The 16,542-nt window shown below is 39.2% G+C and carries 21 protein-coding genes, 1 tRNA gene and 1 pseudogene; 8 read left to right on the plus strand and 15 right to left on the minus strand.

Annotation, left to right across the window (positions count from 1 at the left end; all coding sequences use genetic code 11):
* Positions 1-149: 149 nt before the first annotated feature.
* The 3 genes from ffh to ADI58_RS04335 all read right to left on the minus strand — a co-directional run bounded on the left by ffh (position 150) and on the right by ADI58_RS04335 (position 2,533).
* Positions 150-1,721, minus strand: a complete 1,572-nt coding sequence (gene ffh, locus ADI58_RS04325; RefSeq protein ID WP_049521597.1) for a signal recognition particle protein — start codon at positions 1,719-1,721, stop codon at positions 150-152.
* A gap of 11 nt (positions 1,722-1,732) precedes the next feature.
* A complete protein-coding gene (locus ADI58_RS04330) occupies positions 1,733-2,065 on the minus strand; it encodes a putative DNA-binding protein (protein WP_000402066.1) in 333 nt (110 codons plus the stop codon).
* Positions 2,066-2,155: 90 nt separating this feature from the next.
* Positions 2,156-2,533 (minus strand): YwiB family protein, encoded by a 378-nt coding sequence (locus tag ADI58_RS04335; RefSeq protein WP_080982462.1) that lies wholly within the window; start codon positions 2,531-2,533, stop codon positions 2,156-2,158.
* Positions 2,534-2,604: 71 nt separating this feature from the next.
* Between ADI58_RS04335 and ADI58_RS04340 the strand changes: the two genes are divergently transcribed.
* Positions 2,605-3,909 carry an HD domain-containing protein gene (locus ADI58_RS04340; protein WP_045607053.1) on the plus strand — a complete coding sequence of 435 codons (1,305 nt, stop codon included), beginning with the start codon at positions 2,605-2,607 and terminating at the stop codon, positions 3,907-3,909.
* A gap of 12 nt (positions 3,910-3,921) precedes the next feature.
* Positions 3,922-4,728 carry a sugar-phosphatase gene (yidA, locus tag ADI58_RS04345; protein WP_049521599.1) on the plus strand — a complete coding sequence of 269 codons (807 nt, stop codon included), beginning with the start codon at positions 3,922-3,924 and terminating at the stop codon, positions 4,726-4,728.
* A gap of 49 nt (positions 4,729-4,777) precedes the next feature.
* Here the strand turns inward: yidA and ADI58_RS04350 are convergent, their stop codons facing one another.
* From ADI58_RS04350 to ADI58_RS04380, 7 genes are all read right to left on the minus strand, one after another.
* Positions 4,778-5,380, minus strand: coding sequence for an AbiV family abortive infection protein (locus ADI58_RS04350; protein ID WP_049521600.1), 603 nt, complete (start codon positions 5,378-5,380; stop codon positions 4,778-4,780).
* 153 nt (positions 5,381-5,533) lie between these two features.
* Positions 5,534-5,605: transfer RNA gene (locus ADI58_RS04355), tRNA-Arg, on the minus strand.
* Between the two features lie 42 nt (positions 5,606-5,647).
* A complete protein-coding gene (gene rplS / locus ADI58_RS04360; protein ID WP_001068669.1) occupies positions 5,648-5,995 on the minus strand; it encodes a 50S ribosomal protein L19 in 348 nt (115 codons plus the stop codon).
* A gap of 118 nt (positions 5,996-6,113) precedes the next feature.
* Positions 6,114-6,443 carry a fluoride efflux transporter CrcB gene (gene crcB / locus ADI58_RS04365; protein ID WP_049521601.1) on the minus strand — a complete coding sequence of 110 codons (330 nt, stop codon included), beginning with the start codon at positions 6,441-6,443 and terminating at the stop codon, positions 6,114-6,116.
* Positions 6,437-6,811 carry a fluoride efflux transporter CrcB gene (crcB, locus tag ADI58_RS04370; protein ID WP_049521602.1) on the minus strand — a complete coding sequence of 125 codons (375 nt, stop codon included), beginning with the start codon at positions 6,809-6,811 and terminating at the stop codon, positions 6,437-6,439. Before crcB (ADI58_RS04370) ends, crcB (ADI58_RS04365) begins: the two co-directional genes overlap by 7 nt.
* Positions 6,808-7,074: a chorismate mutase gene (locus tag ADI58_RS04375; RefSeq protein WP_000362435.1), complete on the minus strand. Its 267-nt coding sequence runs from the start codon at positions 7,072-7,074 to the stop codon at positions 6,808-6,810. Before ADI58_RS04375 ends, crcB (ADI58_RS04370) begins: the two co-directional genes overlap by 4 nt.
* 115 nt (positions 7,075-7,189) lie before the next feature.
* Positions 7,190-7,633 (minus strand): flavodoxin, encoded by a 444-nt coding sequence (locus ADI58_RS04380; protein WP_001162128.1) that lies wholly within the window; start codon positions 7,631-7,633, stop codon positions 7,190-7,192.
* A 103-nt stretch (positions 7,634-7,736) separates the two neighbouring features.
* Here ADI58_RS04380 and ADI58_RS04385 point away from each other — a divergent pair, with 103 nt between their 5' ends.
* From ADI58_RS04385 to ADI58_RS04400, 4 genes are all read left to right on the plus strand, one after another.
* On the plus strand, positions 7,737-8,672 hold the full coding sequence (locus ADI58_RS04385; protein WP_049521603.1) for a DHH family phosphoesterase: 936 nt from the start codon (positions 7,737-7,739) through the stop codon (positions 8,670-8,672).
* Between the two features lie 95 nt (positions 8,673-8,767).
* Positions 8,768-9,010 (plus strand): type B 50S ribosomal protein L31, encoded by a 243-nt coding sequence (locus ADI58_RS04390; RefSeq protein ID WP_000710764.1) that lies wholly within the window; start codon positions 8,768-8,770, stop codon positions 9,008-9,010.
* 188 nt (positions 9,011-9,198) lie between these two features.
* Entirely contained in the window at positions 9,199-9,483 is a 285-nt protein-coding gene (gene relB, locus ADI58_RS04395; protein ID WP_049521604.1) for a type II toxin-antitoxin system RelB/ParD family antitoxin, read from the plus strand.
* Complete coding sequence (locus tag ADI58_RS04400) at positions 9,473-9,832, plus strand: type II toxin-antitoxin system RelE/ParE family toxin (protein WP_049521605.1); 360 nt, start codon at positions 9,473-9,475, stop codon at positions 9,830-9,832. Before relB ends, ADI58_RS04400 begins: the two co-directional genes overlap by 11 nt.
* Before the next feature lie 152 nt (positions 9,833-9,984).
* Here ADI58_RS04400 and ADI58_RS04405 read toward each other — a convergent pair.
* From ADI58_RS04405 to ADI58_RS04410, 3 genes and pseudogenes are all read right to left on the minus strand, one after another.
* Positions 9,985-10,302: pseudogene (locus ADI58_RS04405) on the minus strand (imelysin family protein); the annotation flags it as partial.
* Positions 10,303-10,428, minus strand: a complete 126-nt coding sequence (locus ADI58_RS11700) for a hypothetical protein (protein ID WP_414716717.1) — start codon at positions 10,426-10,428, stop codon at positions 10,303-10,305. It lies immediately after the preceding pseudogene.
* A gap of 168 nt (positions 10,429-10,596) precedes the next feature.
* A complete protein-coding gene (locus ADI58_RS04410) occupies positions 10,597-11,994 on the minus strand; it encodes an N-acetylmuramoyl-L-alanine amidase (RefSeq protein ID WP_049521607.1) in 1,398 nt (465 codons plus the stop codon).
* A gap of 249 nt (positions 11,995-12,243) precedes the next feature.
* Between ADI58_RS04410 and ADI58_RS04415 the strand changes: the two genes are divergently transcribed.
* Together ADI58_RS04415 and ADI58_RS04420 are read left to right on the plus strand one after the other, a co-directional pair.
* Complete coding sequence (locus ADI58_RS04415; RefSeq protein ID WP_049521608.1) at positions 12,244-13,500, plus strand: N-acetylmuramoyl-L-alanine amidase family protein; 1,257 nt, start codon at positions 12,244-12,246, stop codon at positions 13,498-13,500.
* A gap of 191 nt (positions 13,501-13,691) precedes the next feature.
* Complete coding sequence (locus tag ADI58_RS04420) at positions 13,692-13,991, plus strand: YbaB/EbfC family nucleoid-associated protein (protein ID WP_042900806.1); 300 nt, start codon at positions 13,692-13,694, stop codon at positions 13,989-13,991.
* 72 nt (positions 13,992-14,063) lie between these two features.
* Here ADI58_RS04420 and ADI58_RS04425 read toward each other — a convergent pair whose 3' ends face one another.
* Positions 14,064-15,827, minus strand: coding sequence for a glycerophosphoryl diester phosphodiesterase membrane domain-containing protein (locus ADI58_RS04425; RefSeq protein ID WP_049521609.1), 1,764 nt, complete (start codon positions 15,825-15,827; stop codon positions 14,064-14,066).
* 8 nt (positions 15,828-15,835) lie between these two features.
* The gene (locus ADI58_RS04430; protein ID WP_049521610.1) at positions 15,836-16,426 is read right to left on the minus strand and encodes a 3'-5' exonuclease; all 591 of its coding nucleotides are present in this window, start codon (positions 16,424-16,426) and stop codon (positions 15,836-15,838) included.
* Positions 16,427-16,542 lie beyond the last annotated feature (116 nt).

The following is a 16,542-nucleotide window of genomic DNA, read 5'->3' on the forward strand; positions in this document are numbered from 1 at the left end:
GAGCAACCTGCGGCTAGCTTCCTAGTTTGCTCTTTGATTTTCATTGAGTATAAGGGTCTAAACACATCAAAAAAACGAGCATTTCCAATTACGGAAGTGCTCATTTTTCTTCTTTGTAAAAAAGGAAAGCCCTGCGGCCTTCCTTTGTCTTACTTACGTTTCTTCTTCGCTTTTTTCATTTTGTTAGCCATACGTTTCATAGACTGTTTCATGGCAAATTCACCGATTTTACCTTTGAGTCCGCCACCAAACATCTGACTCATATCTGGCATTCCTGCTCCTCCGAGAGCTGACAAGTCAGGCATCCCACCTTGTCCCATCATTCCTTCAAGGGCAGACATATCCATTCCTCCCATATTTGGCATATTTTTAGGAAGGTTGTTTGGATTGATTCCCATTTGCTTCATCATTTTGTTCATATCCCCAGACATGACACCCTGCATGAGCTGTTTAGCCTGGTTAAAGTCCTTGATGAATTTATTGACTTCGACAAATGTATTTCCAGAACCAGCAGCGATACGACGGCGACGGCTTGGATTTAACAAATCTGGATTTTCACGTTCTTCAGGTGTCATTGAAGACACAATAGCACGTTTGCGCGCAATCTGACGCTCATCCACCTTCATGTTTTGAAGTGCTGGGTTGTTAGCCATACCTGGAATCATCTTGAGCAAGTCTTCCATCGGTCCCATGTTTTGCACCTGATCCAACTGATCAATGAAATCATTGAAATCAAAAGTGTTTTCACGCATCTTCTCAGCCATTTCAAGGGCTTTTTGCTCATCGTATTCCTGAGAAGCTTTCTCAATCAACGTAAGCATATCCCCCATACCAAGGATACGGCTAGACATACGGTCTGGGTGGAAGGTTTCGATGTCCGTAATCTTTTCACCTGTACCAGTGAACTTGATTGGTTTTCCAGTAATGTGTCGAACAGATAGAGCCGCACCACCACGAGTATCACCATCAATCTTGGTAAGGATGACCCCAGTCACTTCCAACTGAGCATTAAACTCACGCGCAACATTGGCCGCTTCTTGACCAATCATGGCATCAACCACGAGCAAAATTTCATTTGGTTGAGCCAATGCTTTTACATCACGAAGCTCATTCATCAAAAGTTCATCAATCTGCAAACGACCCGCCGTATCAATCAAGACATAATCGTTGTGATTGGCTTGGGCTTGATCCAAACCTTGACGAACAATCTCCACAGCTGGAACCTCTGTCCCAAGTGCAAAAACAGGCACATCAATCTGTTGCCCCAAGGTCTTAAGCTGGTCAATGGCAGCAGGACGATAAATATCCGCCGCAATCATCAAAGGACGAGCATTTTCTTCTTTCTTGAGTTTATTGGCCAATTTACCAGCAAAAGTTGTTTTACCAGCCCCCTGCAAACCGACCATCATGATAATCGTCGGAATCTTAGGTGACTTGATAATTTCTGCTGTATCAGAACCTAAAACGGTTGTCAGTTCCTCATCAACGATTTTAATAATCTGTTGCGCAGGATTAAGGGTATCAATGACCTCATGCCCGACTGCACGCTCACGAACTTTCTTGATAAAGTCCTTTACAACGGGCAAGGCAACGTCGGCCTCAAGCAAGGCCAAGCGAATTTCTTTGGTTGCCTCTTGGACATCAGATTCAGAGATTTTTCCTTTTTTACGTAGATTTTTAAAGACGTTCTGCAAACGTTCTGTTAAACTTTCAAATGCCATTTTTCTTCCTCTTATTCTCTATTATCAATGCTTGTTAAAATTTCTATCTGCTCCTGCAGAAAGTCATCCTTGGGATAGCGCTCCAAAATCTGATCAAAAATCTGACTGCGGACAATGTAGTCCGAGTACATGTGCAACTTCATCTCATAATCTTCCAGAATCTTTTCTGTCCGCTTGATATTGTCATAGACAGCCTGACGACTGACACCAAACTCCTCGGCAATCTCAGCAAGGCTATAATCATCAGCGTAGTAGAGTTCGATATAATTCATTTGCTTATCTGTCAAAAGCGCCGCATAAAATTCAAAGAGCGCATTCATACGATTGGTTTTTTCAATTTCCATAACTTTTATTATACCAAAAAATAGCCTAATCTACCACATTAGCAGGCTAATTCGAGAAGATAGCCAGGTAAATTTGAAAAAGACATGAGCCTAGCCCCAAGTAATTTCCAATTGATAGCTGGCAAAGGGTTGTCCCTCTTGATTTTGTAATTGATAGTCTAAATAAATCTTTTGTCCATCCACTTCATAGCGACTCGTTTGGATGATAAACTCCTGCATGCCTATAGGTGTGGGAATATAGGCTAAACTATCGCTATTTTTTAGAAAGCGCATAATGGTCTTGGGATTGGAAAATCGACTCATCACCAGTTCTTGATCATGAAATTTAATAACTACTTTTTCCTTTTCCTCATTATAAAAAAGCAGGTAGCTATAATCTCCCTTTTCATGCACTTCTACATCATAGAGCTGGTCAATCACTTCTAACTGTTCATCAAACTGAATCGTATTTCGCATCCGAATCTTCACATCAAGTCCTCTTTCTTGTCTCTTGTTCTACTATTTTACCAAAAACTCTAGCTTTTTGCTATAATGGTCATATGAACGAAAAAGTATTCCGTGACCCAGTTCACAACTACATCCATGTCAATAATCAAATCATCTACGACTTGATTAATACAAAAGAATTTCAGCGTTTGCGTCGTATCAAACAACTGGGAACTTCCAGTTATACCTTCCACGGTGGAGAACACAGTCGCTTCTCCCATTGTCTTGGAGTCTATGAGATTGCTCGACGCATCACGGAGATTTTTGAAGAAAAATATCCTGAGGAATGGAATCCTGCTGAGTCTCTCTTGACCATGACCGCTGCTCTCCTACATGACCTTGGGCATGGTGCTTACTCCCATACTTTTGAACATCTCTTTGATACAGATCATGAGGCCATTACTCAGGAGATTATCCAAAGTCCTGAGACAGAGATTCACCAAGTTCTGCTACAAGTGGCGCCAGATTTTCCAGAAAAGGTAGCCAGTGTCATCGACCATACCTATCCTAACAAGCAGGTCGTGCAACTCATTTCTAGTCAAATTGATGCAGACCGCATGGACTATCTCTTGCGTGACTCCTATTTTACAGGAGCATCCTATGGGGAATTTGACCTGACTCGAATCCTCCGAGTCATTCGCCCTGTAGAAAATGGGATCGCCTTTCAGCGTAATGGCATGCACGCCATCGAAGACTACGTCCTCAGTCGCTACCAGATGTACATGCAGGTTTATTTCCACCCCGCAACACGCGCCATGGAAGTTCTCCTACAGAATCTCCTCAAGCGCGCCAAGGAACTCTATCCTGAGGACAAAGACTTCTTTGCACGAACTTCCCCACACCTCCTGCCATTCTTTGAAAAAAATGTGACCTTGTCTGATTATCTGGCTCTGGATGATGGTGTGATGAATACCTACTTCCAACTCTGGATGACCAGTCCTGACAAGATTCTCGCAGACTTGTCGCAACGCTTTGTCAACCGCAAGGTCTTTAAATCCATTACCTTTTCACAAGAAGATCAAGACCAACTCGCTAGCATGAGAAAATTGGTTGAGGACATCGGATTCGATCCCGACTACTATACTGCCATTCATAAGAACTTTGACCTCCCTTATGATATCTATCGTCCCGAATCTGAAAATCCACGAACACAGATTGAGATTTTACAAAAAAATGGAGAACTGGCCGAACTCTCTAGCCTATCTCCTATCGTCCAATCCCTTGCTGGTAGTCGTCACGGAGATAATCGTTTCTATTTTCCAAAGGAAATGTTGGACCAAAACAGCATCTTCGCAAGTATCACCCAGCAATTTTTACACTTGATTGAGAACGATCATTTTACCCCAAATAAAAACTAGAAGAGGAAATTTATGAGTATTAAACTAATCGCCGTCGATATTGACGGAACCCTAGTTAACAGCCAAAAGGAAATCACTCCTGAAGTCTTTTCTGCCATCCAAGATGCCAAAGAAGCTGGTGTCAAAGTCGTAATTGCAACTGGCCGCCCTATCGCAGGTGTTGCCAAACTTCTGGACGACTTGCAGTTGAGAGACGAGGGTGACTATGTGGTGACCTTCAACGGTGCCCTTGTCCAAGAAACTGCTACTGGACATGAGATTATCAGCGAATCCTTAACCTATGAGGATTATCTGGATATGGAATTCCTCAGTCGCAAGCTCGGTGTCCACATGCATGCCATTACCAAGGACGGTATCTATACTGCAAATCGCAATATCGGAAAATACACGGTGCACGAATCAACCCTCGTCAGCATGCCTATTTTCTACCGCACTCCTGAAGAAATGGCTGACAAGGAAATCGTCAAGTGTATGTTCATCGATGAGCCTGAGATTCTCGATGCTGCGATTGAAAAAATTCCAGCAGAATTTTACGAACGCTACTCCATCAACAAATCCGCTCCTTTCTACCTCGAACTCCTTAAAAAGAATGTTGACAAAGGTTCAGCTATCACTCACCTAGCTGAAAAACTAGGATTGACTAAAGATGAAACCATGGCTATCGGTGACGAAGAAAATGACCGCGCCATGCTGGAAGTCGTTGGAAACCCCGTTGTCATGGAAAATGGAAATCCAGAAATCAAAAAAATCGCCAAATACATCACTAAATCTAATGATGAATCTGGCGTTGCCCATGCCATCCGTACGTGGGTATTGTAAAAGGAAAGAATAGAATAGACGAAAACCGCTCAGCTGAGCGGTTTTTTGTCTATTTCATCTTAGAATTAGCAATAATTTCAAAAAATAAATCAGTTTTCTTTGATAACTCGATTGAGTAATCTGTCCATCCAACCAGATTATCATCAAATGATTCTATCGCAAATAAAAGTAGATTTCTTGCAAGTTCTTGAGTAATTAAATCTTTTGGTGTCACGATATTGTTATTTTTTCTATCACAATAAATTGCTTTTTCTCTTAAATCTTTTAATTCACCAGAATAAATAAATTGAAATATCTTTTCTAAATTTTCATTAGAAATTACATTGTTAATCCTTTCTCCCATACAAATAGTGTAGCTCGCTCCAACAATTTGTTTAGACTTATGATCTCTTAATTTATCTTTTCTCACATAGGAATCTGAACCTTTAATAAATATTCCCATTTGAATTTTTCCAACCTCTTCTAGCACACTAATAGCTAAAAAAGAGGAGGAGGTATATGAATTATTTATATATAAAACATATGAATCCGAAATCAACTGAACAACATGATCTAAGCATTTATTCAATTCTTCATTTGAAGAAATATAAAAATTGCTAGTTCCGTTTAAGATAACTTTTACCTTATCAAAAGAACAATCTTTATCGACCATTAGTACTCCAAATTTTATAATTCATGATAATTTGTCAAAGTAATTCTAGGGGTTGCTTATCAAACCTATGTCAACACTTTATATAATTCTTGTAATTTAGGAGCAAATTTGGGGCAGAACACCTCAAACACCCAGTAAAATCAATAGTTTATATGCCCCCTGCCGGAATCGAACCAGCAACTACTCCTTAGGAGGGAGTTGTTATATCCATTGAACTAAGGGAGCTAGATAAAAACTCTGCTAAATGAGCAGAGTTTTTTAGTCGAATTAACGACGGATTTCTTTGATACGAGCTGCTTTACCTTGAAGAGCACGCAAGTAGTACAATTTCGCACGACGTACTTTACCGTAACGAACAACTTCGATTTTTTCAACACGTGGAGTGTGGATTGGGAAGATACGCTCAACACCTACACCGTTAGAGATTTTACGAACTGTGTAGTTTTCTGAGATACCAGCACCTTTACGTGCGATAACAACACCTTCAAAAATCTGGATACGTTCACGGTTACCTTCGACAACTTTCGCGTGTACACGAACAGTGTCACCAGGACGGAATGATGGGATATCTGTACGAAGTTGACCTTCAGTCAAGCTTTGGATTAATGGATTCATTTTATTCTCCTATCTTTGTCAATCTTGAGGAATCTTCCTCAGCGGATAAACTGTATTTTTGTGCGTCCATTACACACAAGATACAGTTTACCAAATTTCCACAAAAAAGTAAAGAAATTTATAGCAGAATTCCTAAAAAAATCGCAACCAAACCACCTAGGTAGGTCAAAGTCAGGTAAGAATAAAAGACCTTCTTATCACTTAACAGTCTTTGCAGTTCATCATTCAAGGTCGAAAAAGTTGTCAAACCTCCGCAAAATCCAGTTGCTAGAATAGCATAGACTTCCTTGGACTCCACATGATTGTAGAATAATCCAATTAAAAAACAACCCAAAAGATTGGCTATGAGCGTTCCGAGTGGCAATTTAGATGCTTGATTATAGCGGGAAAAGAAATAGCGCACTAAAGCTCCTAAACCACAAGCAATTGCAAGATAGACGATTACCATTTCTTCCTCCCTAAATAGTAAGCTAAAATCAGGCCTCCACCGATACTCAAAAGCAAATACATGATCAAACTAAGATAACGCCCTGTATCCAGTAATTTTACAGCATCAAGCATTAGACTAGAAAAGGTTGTCAAACCACCACAAAAACCTGTACCCAGTGCTAAAACCAAGCCCTTACTGGTTCCCTTATAGACCAGATATCCCTTAACAAGATAAACCAGGCAGAAAATTCCCAGATAGTTGACAAAGAGAGTGCCCCAAGGAAAATCTGGACTGGCTGGTAACCAAGTAGAAACAAGGTAGCGAACCAATCCACCCAACATAGCAGCTAGAAAAATTCCTAGCGGATAAAATTGTTCTTTTTTCATTTGATGTTTTGATCCTGATAATCACGCGAACGTTTGAGTATGTCCGAAAAAGTCGCTACAATAGTCTCCTGATAGCGCTTGTCCTCTACACGACTCCTAACCTTTTCAAAAATAACTGCTTCTCTCTTGGTATCTAAAATCGGTTTACCCGAAGCCTTCTTATAAGCAACAACCCCTTCAACTAAATGCATTCTTTCTTCTAACAGTTTGACAATTTGGTCATCTATTTGATCAATTTCTTGACGAATAATATCTAAATCCATACAGTCTCCTCCTTTATTTGAATTATTGTATCAAAAAGCCACCAAATAGGCTAGTAAAATCCCAACTCTCGATAAGAAAAATGCACTGATTGATTACATCAGCGCACTTTTATGCTTATCCTACTTTAGCAGCCAATTCTTCTGCGAATTGTTCCAAGCGTTCAATATCTTCTTCCTCGGCAGAAAGATCAACTTTAACACACTCTGAACCTTTTTCTGCTCCTGTTGACACAAAGACACGGTCAAAGTCATCAACAGCCTTACAGAATTCATCGTAGAAGGTATCTCCTGAGCCGACCACTCCGTAGATTTTGCCATTCAAGTTGAGATCTGCTAGGTCTTCGTAGAAGTCCATCATCTCATCTGGCAATTCACCATCACCATAAGTATAGGTCGCAACGATAGCGATGTCTGCTTCCAAGAAGTCTGAAGCGTCAACAGTTGTACATTCATCAACATCAACATCCAAGCCCAAGTCACGTAATTTGTCTGCTACAATATCTGCAATTTCTTCGGTATTACCGGTCATACTGGCAAATACAATTTTTGCTAATGCCATATCGTCCTCCTCAATTTATCTTTCTCCATTATATCACATCTTTTTCATTTTAAAAATAAAAATTCTTGTGCTACAATGAAATGAGAAAGAATTGAGGTTATTTATGGACATTTGCCATCAAATTTTAGAAAAAATCAAAGAATACGACACGATTATCATTCATCGTCATATGAAACCAGACCCTGATGCCTTGGGAAGTCAAGTGGGATTGAAAGCTCTTCTCAAACATCATTTCCCAGCAAAAACTATCAAGGCAGTTGGTTTTGATGAACCAACTCTTACTTGGATGGCTGAAATGGATCTTGTTGAAGATAGTGCCTACCAAGGTGCCCTTGTCATCGTCTGTGATACGGCGAATACTGCTCGTATTGATGATAAACGCTATCGTCAAGGTGATTTTCTCATTAAGATTGACCACCATCCAAATGATGATATATACGGTGACCTATCTTGGGTGGATACTAGTTCAAGCAGCGCTAGCGAGATGATTACCTTATTTGCCCAAACAACTCAACTGGCCTTGTCAGATCGCGCTGCTGAGTTGCTCTTTGCAGGAATTGTTGGTGATACAGGTCGCTTCCTCTACCCTTCTACCACTGCACGGACCCTCCGTCTGGCTGCCTCTCTGAGAGAACAGAACTTTGACTTTGCGGCTCTCACTCGCAAAATGGACACTATGAGTTACAAAATTGCTAAACTTCAAGGCTACATCTACGATCATCTGGAAGTGGATGAAAATGGTGCTGCTCGCGTTATCCTGAGTCAGGAAATCTTAAAACGATTCAATGTCACCGATGCTGAAACTGCCGCTATTGTAGGAGCTCCTGGTCGGATTGACAGCGTCAGTCTCTGGGGAATTTTTGTAGAACAGGCTGATGGCCACTACCGTGTTCGCTTACGCAGTAAAATCCATCCTATCAATGAAATTGCCAAGGAACATGATGGTGGAGGCCACCCTCTAGCAAGCGGTGCTAATTCCTATAGCCTAGAGGAAAACGAAATCATCTACCAAAAGTTAAAAAACTTGCTTAAAAACTGATAAAATACTTGCCAAACTTTTCATAATCTGATAGACTAGTATGGTAACAATCTATGGCTCGCAAAGAGACCATGGCAGAAAGGAAATATTGCAAAATGAAAAAAGATATCCATCCAGAATATCGCCCAGTTGTCTTCATGGACACAACTACTGGTTACCAATTCCTTAGCGGTTCAACAAAACGCTCTAACGAAACAGTTGAGTTCGAAGGCGAAACTTACCCATTGATCCGTGTGGAAATTTCATCAGACTCACACCCATTCTACACTGGACGTCAAAAGTTCACTCAAGCAGATGGACGCGTGGATCGTTTCAACAAAAAATACGGTCTCAAATAATGATAAAAAGACAGCTTTGGCTGTTCTTTTTTGTTTCTTGAAATCAACTGCTGTTTTCATGTTCCAAACTCAAAAAACTTTGCACTCTAGCTAGCCTCACAATGGTTTCTAGAGTACAAAGTTTTTTCTTGCCTAAAAAGTATAAAAGATATATACTAGCTATATATAGTATAGATTGGAGATATACCATGACTACATCACTTACTAAGCAATACAATTTTAAAATCAATGAGTCATCAATGGAACAAGCTAGAGCTATCATCAAGGAAAAAGGAATGACTATGACGGATGCTATTAGTCTTTTTATCGAGCAGATTGTACTCGAACAGGATTTGCCAATAAAAACTGCAGAAGATTTACACCGTGAGCGATTGATTCAGGAACTACAAGTCCAATCTGAACGCGCCTTAAGAGAATACGAATCCGGACAAGGGACTTCCCTAGACGATATGAGGCTACGATATGGCTTATAAAGTGATTCTATCTACTGAAGTGAGTCAGGCAATTGACAGTATTCATGACTACATTACTACTGTTCTTTTATCACCCCAGTCTGCTAAAAATACTGCGGCCAAAATTCTAGACGGCTTAAAAAGTTTAGAAACCTTTCCTGAAGCTGGTTTTGATGCAGATGAAAAAATCGAACTTAAAATCAATAGTAAGTACCCCACAAGAGGAAAAATTATCGGGCAATATATCTTGCTTTACTTTATCGATCAAACCCAAAGAACTGTTTTTCTTTCCCACTTATTCCACACCAAAAGTGACTATGTTACCTTGCTACAAAGCAAAAATAATAAAAATTCAAAATCATCATTTTAATATCCACTGCTCTCTTAATATCCTTGTGATTATAAAGAATACAGTCTTCATTTTAACTAGAAAATAAAAAAACTTTGCACTCTAGCTAGCCACACGATGGTTTCTAGAGTACAAAGTTTTTTATTAGACAAATCTTACTCTTCCTTATCTTAATTTTCAGTTCCTTTAGTTGTATTGTCTTCCCAAAGGATACGCTCGATACGGTGGAAACCAGACCAACCTTCTTCTGTCTTGTTTTCGTCCATATAGTCTGCCAAACGGAAGTCAATCTTGACATCTGACTCACCAAAACTTTCGGCAATCGGTTCTGAACGCTCATAGGACATACGAATCAGTGGATAAACCTTCTTAGCTTCTTCTAACTTACCTTCTTTCAACAGTTTGATAAAGCCTTCCGTATCTGTCAATAGCTTATCGATTTGCTCTTGAACAAAAGTTTTGTAATCAGCAGTGGCCTTATCAAGCATTTTTTACTTATCTTCAGATAAGGCTGTAACCTTAGATGAACCAGTTGTATCTGCTGATTTTTCAAACCTAACAGCACAAGCTGTCAATAGCAAGGCTGAAGATAAAAGGACAAAACCTAGTTTTTTCATTGTTTACTCCTATCGGTTCAGGAAACCTGAATTAATTTTACGTCTCATTATACCACATTTTCACTCATTTTTTAATAAATTTTCAGAAAATTTAATGTTATGAATAGCATTACAAATGCAAAAAACTAAGCCTAGGAAAATCTCCAAAGCTTAGTTTAATCTAGTCTCTTAATTTCCAGCGTAATATTTTTGAATTCCTTTAATAATGCCTTCAACTAACTTATCTTGGTATTGATCACTACGGATTCGTTGGTTTTCTTCTGGATTATCCATATAACCCAATTCTAATAACACAGCAGGTTTCGCAGTCTCACGAAGAACAGCGAAGGTGGCTTGCAAAAGCCCAGCATCTCTAGCTCCTGTCTCAGCCAAGAGAGATGAATGAAGATTAGCTGCCAAACGATTACTTTCACTTATACGGTCTGGATTATTATGCCAGTACTGATTAATCTTGCTCGGGTAACCTGCATCTTCCTTATAAGAATAAGTCTGTATCCCCAGATTCAGTATTGTGTCATTCCCAGTAGCGTTAAAATGAATGCTAATAAAGAAGTCTGCATTCGTCTTATTTACCATACGAGAACGCTCTGTCACAAAGTCAACATCCACATCACTATCACGAGATGTTAAAACTGTATATCCAAGTTCCTCTAAACGTTTCCGTAATTTACGAGAGACCTGTAGATTCAAATCTTTTTCAGCTATTCCATAATAGTAAGCGCCCGAATCACGTCCACCATGCCCAGGATCTAGGAAGATAGTTTTACTATAGTGCCCCTTTTCAAATCCTTTTGGAAGTTCTTGAACCCATTTACCATTATCTTTGAAAAAATGGCTGCTTCCATTAATAGTATAAGTTCCAGTGACATAAACGCCATCTTCTTTAAGATAATACCAAGCTTTGTAATCCTGATCATAAATCCACTCTTTGTGAGCCATATAGCCACCAGATTTTAGATAGTAAAAGCCAATCCATTGCTGTTCAGCATAGCGTCCACCTGACTTGAGATAAAACCAGCTAGAGTAGTTAGGATCGTACACCCATTCTTTATCTGCCATAGCCCCACTGGATTTCAGGTAATAATTTCCCTTCCAGATATTAGCCATCATAGCACCATTTTGATCAAATGCATACCACTTACCATTGATTTGAATCCATTGGTTAGACAGATATTTTCCTGAGCCATTGGCGTAGTACCACTTGTTAGCCATCTGATACCAGCTATTTTCAAGTAAGTAACCATTCTTATCAAATAGATAGCCCTCATAAAGAGTATCTGTAAATTTGACACCCGTTTGACTATAATAAGTCCACTTCCCGTCTTCTTTTACCCAACCAGTTTGTAGCTTAGACTCAGTAGGAAGAGTTGGCTTTGTCTCCTGCTCACTCGAACTAGGAGTCGTTGGCTGGTTTTCTGTAGTTGCTTGAGAAGCATTTGCAGAGCTAGTAGCTGAACTACCGGTAGAGTTATTCGTAGAATGACTAGCATCATTAGCTAGAACTGTTTGGCTAGTGAATCCAAGAAGAGCCAGAGCAAGAATCGTGAATTTCTTATATGACTTCATTTATTTAACCTTTCTAGGGGAATGGAATCCCTGTGTTATTGAGTTCTTTGACTTCCTTGATGAAGGAATTTTTATGATAACTTTCTCTTTATATTATACACTAAATGCAATCAAATATGACAAAAACTGCTAATACATCTTATTTTTTATGTCACTGAAAAAAGTAAAATCTGTGTATCTGGTTTCTACTTTATATTTGGATTTACTATGTACAAGGGAGATGTTATAATAAAAATAGGAGGAGATAAAATGAACCAAAAAGCTAAAGCCTTTACACTTGCTACAGTTCTAGCACTTTCATTGTTAGGAGCTGGAACGCTTGCACCACAATCAGTAGTCGCTAATGATAGGCTGGTTTCCACTCAAGAAATCAATGATCAGTCTTATCATATCTTGAACTCAGAGGTAACTAGTACTTCTGCCGGTACTAGCTTAGTTGGAATTGAAGGAAATTTCTTGACGCCAGATAAGCAGGCTATTCTAAATCGTATCAATACTATTCGAAAAGAGGCAGCAGATGAAGGTCTAGTTACTAGCTATGTTCCTATCAAATGGTCAACTGCACTAGAAAAAACTGCCTTTGTTCGTGCAGCAGAAGCTTCTATCACCATTAATCACACACGCTTGTCTAGTAAGGACATTTGGAGCGCTTGGCCTACAGGTAATTTCTCCCTAGCAGAAAACTTGGCTTGGAACTATGACGGATTTATGACAGCTATTAATCAATGGTATGAGGAAAAAGCAGATTACGTCAAATCTCGTAGTGGGGCAAGTGTCTCTGGTCAAACTGGACACTATAAATCCTTAATTGATCCAAAACTGACCTATATGGGGCTTGCAGCCTTTGAAAACCCTGCCACTCAAAATGGATGGATTACCGTTGCACAAAGTTTCGGAACAGCATCTGGTGGCTCTGAAGAATTAGCTGGTGGTTATGGAAAGGCCATTCAATATACAGAAGCAAATTCTTCTCAGATTCAAGCATTTGCGACTAAGGCGAATCTTTTTGACAAAGACTTGAAGGCTATCGGAACTCATAAAACCAAAACTGCAAATACAAATTCAAGTCAGAAACTAGACGATGAGACCAATGACCCTGCCGAATTTCTTAATCGACTAAGAAGTTGGGTCAATCATTCCCAATACTTCGGAAGTTGGATTCGATCAAACGGACGTTGGTGGTTTAAACATAATGACGGCTCATACACGAGTAACGGCTGGGAAAAAATAAATAGAACTTGGTATCGCTTTGACAACTCTGGTTGGATGCAAACAGGCTGGGTAAAAGACGGTAGCTGGTACTATCTCGACGGTTCAGGCGCTATGAAGACTGGTTGGCTCAAAGATAACGGTAGCTGGTACTACCTTCAAGACTCAGGCGCTATGAAAACAGGCTGGATGAAAGTAGCTGGCAAATGGTACTATGCCTATAGCTCTGGAGCGCTCGCAATCAATACAACGACCCCAGACGGCTACCGTGTCAATTACGACGGTGAGTGGGTATAATGAACTAAAACAAAAATAAACAAAGGACAATCATTATTTAATTTTAAAGATGATATCCTTTGTTTTTTATATACTTTTATTGTCCACTGCTAAGCACAATTCTTAGATTCACTCTGAAAAAGATTAGACTTTTAACCTCAAAATTGATAAAATAGGAAATAAATAATTGTAAAAGGAAACTGTAAATTATCATGATGAACATGCAAAACATGATGCGTCAAGCACAAAAACTTCAAAAACAGATGGAACAAAGCCAAGCTGAACTTGCTGCTATGCAATTTGTTGGCAAATCTGCTCAAGACCTTGTCCAAGCAACCTTAACTGGAGATAAGAAAGTTATCAGCATTGACTTCAATCCAGCTGTCGTTGACCCAGAAGACCTCGAAACTCTTTCTGATATGACCGTTCAAGCCATCAACTCTGCTCTTGAGCAAATCGATGAAACTACCAAGAAAAAACTGGGTGCTTTCGCTGGAAAATTGCCATTCTAAGCATAAGAAAAACAAGCATTCAAGAGAATACTTGCCTATCATGGGAGGAACAACTGTTCCTCTTTTTGCTTACTAAAAATTAAAGAATTCCATAGCCTGTTTGAACAGTAAATCCGTATACTCTGGGTCTTCTTGGGCAATGGTAACCTGATCTTGAATCATTTCCAAGTCATCCGTTATCATGCCATCAGCTCCTAGCTGAACAGATTTATCAAAGGACTCTGAACTATTGATGGTCCACACGTACAATTTTTGATCGGTATTCCAAAGCTTGTTAACAAAATTTTCATCTAAAGTTGAATACTCCATGGTGTAACCTGTAGCCTTGGTTCTTGGAAAAATACTATTATAAGGTAGGATGAAATAGACTGGAATTTGAGAATCGTAGGCTAGCACCTGGTCAATCACATGGTAGTCTAAAGATTGCATTTGGTGACCATTCTGCTTAAGAACCGTGCCATATTTTTCCATAAATCGTTTCATCATATCTGGGCTATCTTTTCGACTGGTTTTAATTTCAATAAGGAGTTTTTGATGCAATTCATTGGCTTTGTTAAGGTAATCATCAAAACTAGATACCTTTGTATGATAGCCATTTTCAGAAATATCAAGTTTAGTTAATTCATCCAAAGTTAGATCCTGAGGATTGGCATTAACTCCTGTCAGATTCTTGATATTGGCATCATGCATCATGACAAACTGGCCATCTTTTGTTTCCTGAACATCTGTCTCAACGAAATCTGGAGATAACTGAGCGGTTTTTTCTAGTGATTGGACGGTATTTTGAACACCATTTTTATCTGAAACACCGCGATGAGAGATAATTAAAGGTTTATGTGAAACTGGAGCTTCTAAATAAACATAACCCTCAAGAGCAAAAAAGATACAAGCACAGCCCATCACTCCCCATCTCATCCAGTGGTCTTTCTTTCTCCTTGGAGTGATTTCTAGTTCCTCCCCTGTCAAAAAGGAAACAAACTTAATGAGAAAGTAAGTCAAGGCCATATAGTGGAAATTCTTAATCAAGACAAAATTAATGATTCCTAATACAAGAGATTCCTTATGGGTCAGACCATCCATCAGTACCTGACTTGCTAAGATTGGAATCAAGAGAAGAATGAAAAATAGGTAGGTTTTGACGACAATCCAAAGCAAGTTCCAAGTATAAAACCAGGAGTGCTTTCTTGTCTTCTCTAGACTGTATCTGACTGCTTCTTTGACTGTTTTCTTCTCAAATAAAAGCTGAGGTAGGGCAAACATGAAACGAACTGAAATGTAAAATAGAAGTAAAGCCAGAATAGTAACCACTATACCTACTAGCCAATACTTGTCTTCTACATAGGCTACTATGAATTCCGGAATGACAATTTTATTGAGGTAATAAATCTTTAAAATCTTTCGAATCAATGGAAAGAGCATCATGACATAAAAGAAGATAAAGGCCATTTTGGAAATCGTCACTTGTCTCATAAATAAGAAACTTTGGCGAAAGACCTTACGACTGTACTCCAGCAAAGTTCTCTTTTCATGATAGAGTAAGTGCCGGGCTCCGATAAAGAGAAGTCCTATCTGGTAATAGGCAATCAGTAAATTAACGATTACCAGAATAAATAAAGCAAAACTAACAAAGGGAGAACCCTTTATAATAGCGAAAATATTGTTGTAGGAAAGAAAGAGATAACCTGTCTGACGGAGTAAAAGTCCAGCAATCCAAGAATTAAGTGGTAACCAGACAAACTCAATCATCATGAATATCAAGAAAAAGAGAAAGAGAATTTTATCTAGATTAAAGTAGATTTTCCTAAAACCTAGATTTTTAGGTTTTTCAGGTTTCATAGGCACTCCTAGTCAAATAATTGAGACAAGTCCAAGCCTCCAAAAGGATTGTTTAATAGGCTACTTTCTTTCTCTAACAATTCTCTAGCTTGATCCGACTCTAGAAAGGACTCGTAAACACGCGCCGTCATCCGAGCATCCTCTAGACTATTATGAGACTGGCCTTGAAATCCAAGAAACGAGGCAACAGTTTGCAATTTGAGATTGGCAATACCATGTAAATCCGAACTACGGCGTTCAAAAGCTTCATCATACAAATCCACCTTATACTGCTGGCTATAATCTAAATCATGCTCTGCTAGAATAGGCAAATCACTTTTAGCAGCATTGTATCCAACCATCGGCAAAGAACCCACAAACTCTTGGAAATCTTTGATAACTTTTTCCACTGGTGGAGCATCTTTTAAGGTCTCAGCTGTAATCCCTGTCAAACCATTGATAAAACTCTTTAGAGGCACACTAGTATGGACATAGGAATCATAGGCATCGATTTCCTGACCATCTCTAAAACGCACTGCCGATACCTGAATCAAGTGTGTTTGTCCTTCGTGCTGATTAAATTCTAAGTCAAAAGCAGTGTAATCTTCTAATCGTTCCATTCTCTACCTCTCCTATACTGTTATTTTATACTCTTCGAAAATCTCTTCAAACCGCGTCAGCTTCGCCTTGCCGTAGATATATGTAACTGACTTCGTCAGTCTTATCTACAACCTCA

The organism is Streptococcus mitis (assembly GCF_001074635.1).
GTDB classification, from domain to species: Bacteria; Bacillota; Bacilli; order Lactobacillales; family Streptococcaceae; genus Streptococcus; species Streptococcus mitis_E.

Excerpts from the sequence above, each read along its gene's own strand:
- ADI58_RS11700 (WP_414716717.1), bottom strand. The coding sequence starts at position 10,428 with ATGAAAAAACTAGGTTTTGTCCTTTTATCTTCAGCCTTGCTATTGACA.
- rplS (WP_001068669.1), bottom strand. The coding sequence starts at position 5,995 with ATGAATCCATTAATCCAAAGCTTGACTGAAGGTCAACTTCGTACAGAT.
- ADI58_RS04410 (WP_049521607.1), bottom strand. The coding sequence starts at position 11,994 with ATGAAGTCATATAAGAAATTCACGATTCTTGCTCTGGCTCTTCTTGGA.
- ADI58_RS04350 (WP_049521600.1), bottom strand. The coding sequence starts at position 5,380 with ATGGTCGATAAAGATTGTTCTTTTGATAAGGTAAAAGTTATCTTAAAC.
- ffh (WP_049521597.1), bottom strand. The coding sequence starts at position 1,721 with ATGGCATTTGAAAGTTTAACAGAACGTTTGCAGAACGTCTTTAAAAAT.
- ADI58_RS04400 (WP_049521605.1), top strand. The coding sequence starts at position 9,473 with ATGGCTTATAAAGTGATTCTATCTACTGAAGTGAGTCAGGCAATTGAC.
- ADI58_RS04340 (WP_045607053.1), top strand. The coding sequence starts at position 2,605 with ATGAACGAAAAAGTATTCCGTGACCCAGTTCACAACTACATCCATGTC.
- ADI58_RS04385 (WP_049521603.1), top strand. The coding sequence starts at position 7,737 with ATGGACATTTGCCATCAAATTTTAGAAAAAATCAAAGAATACGACACG.
- ADI58_RS04430 (WP_049521610.1), bottom strand. The coding sequence starts at position 16,426 with ATGGAACGATTAGAAGATTACACTGCTTTTGACTTAGAATTTAATCAG.
- ADI58_RS04420 (WP_042900806.1), top strand. The coding sequence starts at position 13,692 with ATGATGAACATGCAAAACATGATGCGTCAAGCACAAAAACTTCAAAAA.
- ADI58_RS04330 (WP_000402066.1), bottom strand. The coding sequence starts at position 2,065 with ATGGAAATTGAAAAAACCAATCGTATGAATGCGCTCTTTGAATTTTAT.
- ADI58_RS04380 (WP_001162128.1), bottom strand. The coding sequence starts at position 7,633 with ATGGCATTAGCAAAAATTGTATTTGCCAGTATGACCGGTAATACCGAA.
- crcB (WP_049521602.1), bottom strand. The coding sequence starts at position 6,811 with ATGAAAAAAGAACAATTTTATCCGCTAGGAATTTTTCTAGCTGCTATG.
- ADI58_RS04415 (WP_049521608.1), top strand. The coding sequence starts at position 12,244 with ATGAACCAAAAAGCTAAAGCCTTTACACTTGCTACAGTTCTAGCACTT.
- crcB (WP_049521601.1), bottom strand. The coding sequence starts at position 6,443 with ATGGTAATCGTCTATCTTGCAATTGCTTGTGGTTTAGGAGCTTTAGTG.
- ADI58_RS04375 (WP_000362435.1), bottom strand. The coding sequence starts at position 7,074 with ATGGATTTAGATATTATTCGTCAAGAAATTGATCAAATAGATGACCAA.
- ADI58_RS04425 (WP_049521609.1), bottom strand. The coding sequence starts at position 15,827 with ATGAAACCTGAAAAACCTAAAAATCTAGGTTTTAGGAAAATCTACTTT.
- yidA (WP_049521599.1), top strand. The coding sequence starts at position 3,922 with ATGAGTATTAAACTAATCGCCGTCGATATTGACGGAACCCTAGTTAAC.
- ADI58_RS04390 (WP_000710764.1), top strand. The coding sequence starts at position 8,768 with ATGAAAAAAGATATCCATCCAGAATATCGCCCAGTTGTCTTCATGGAC.
- relB (WP_049521604.1), top strand. The coding sequence starts at position 9,199 with ATGACTACATCACTTACTAAGCAATACAATTTTAAAATCAATGAGTCA.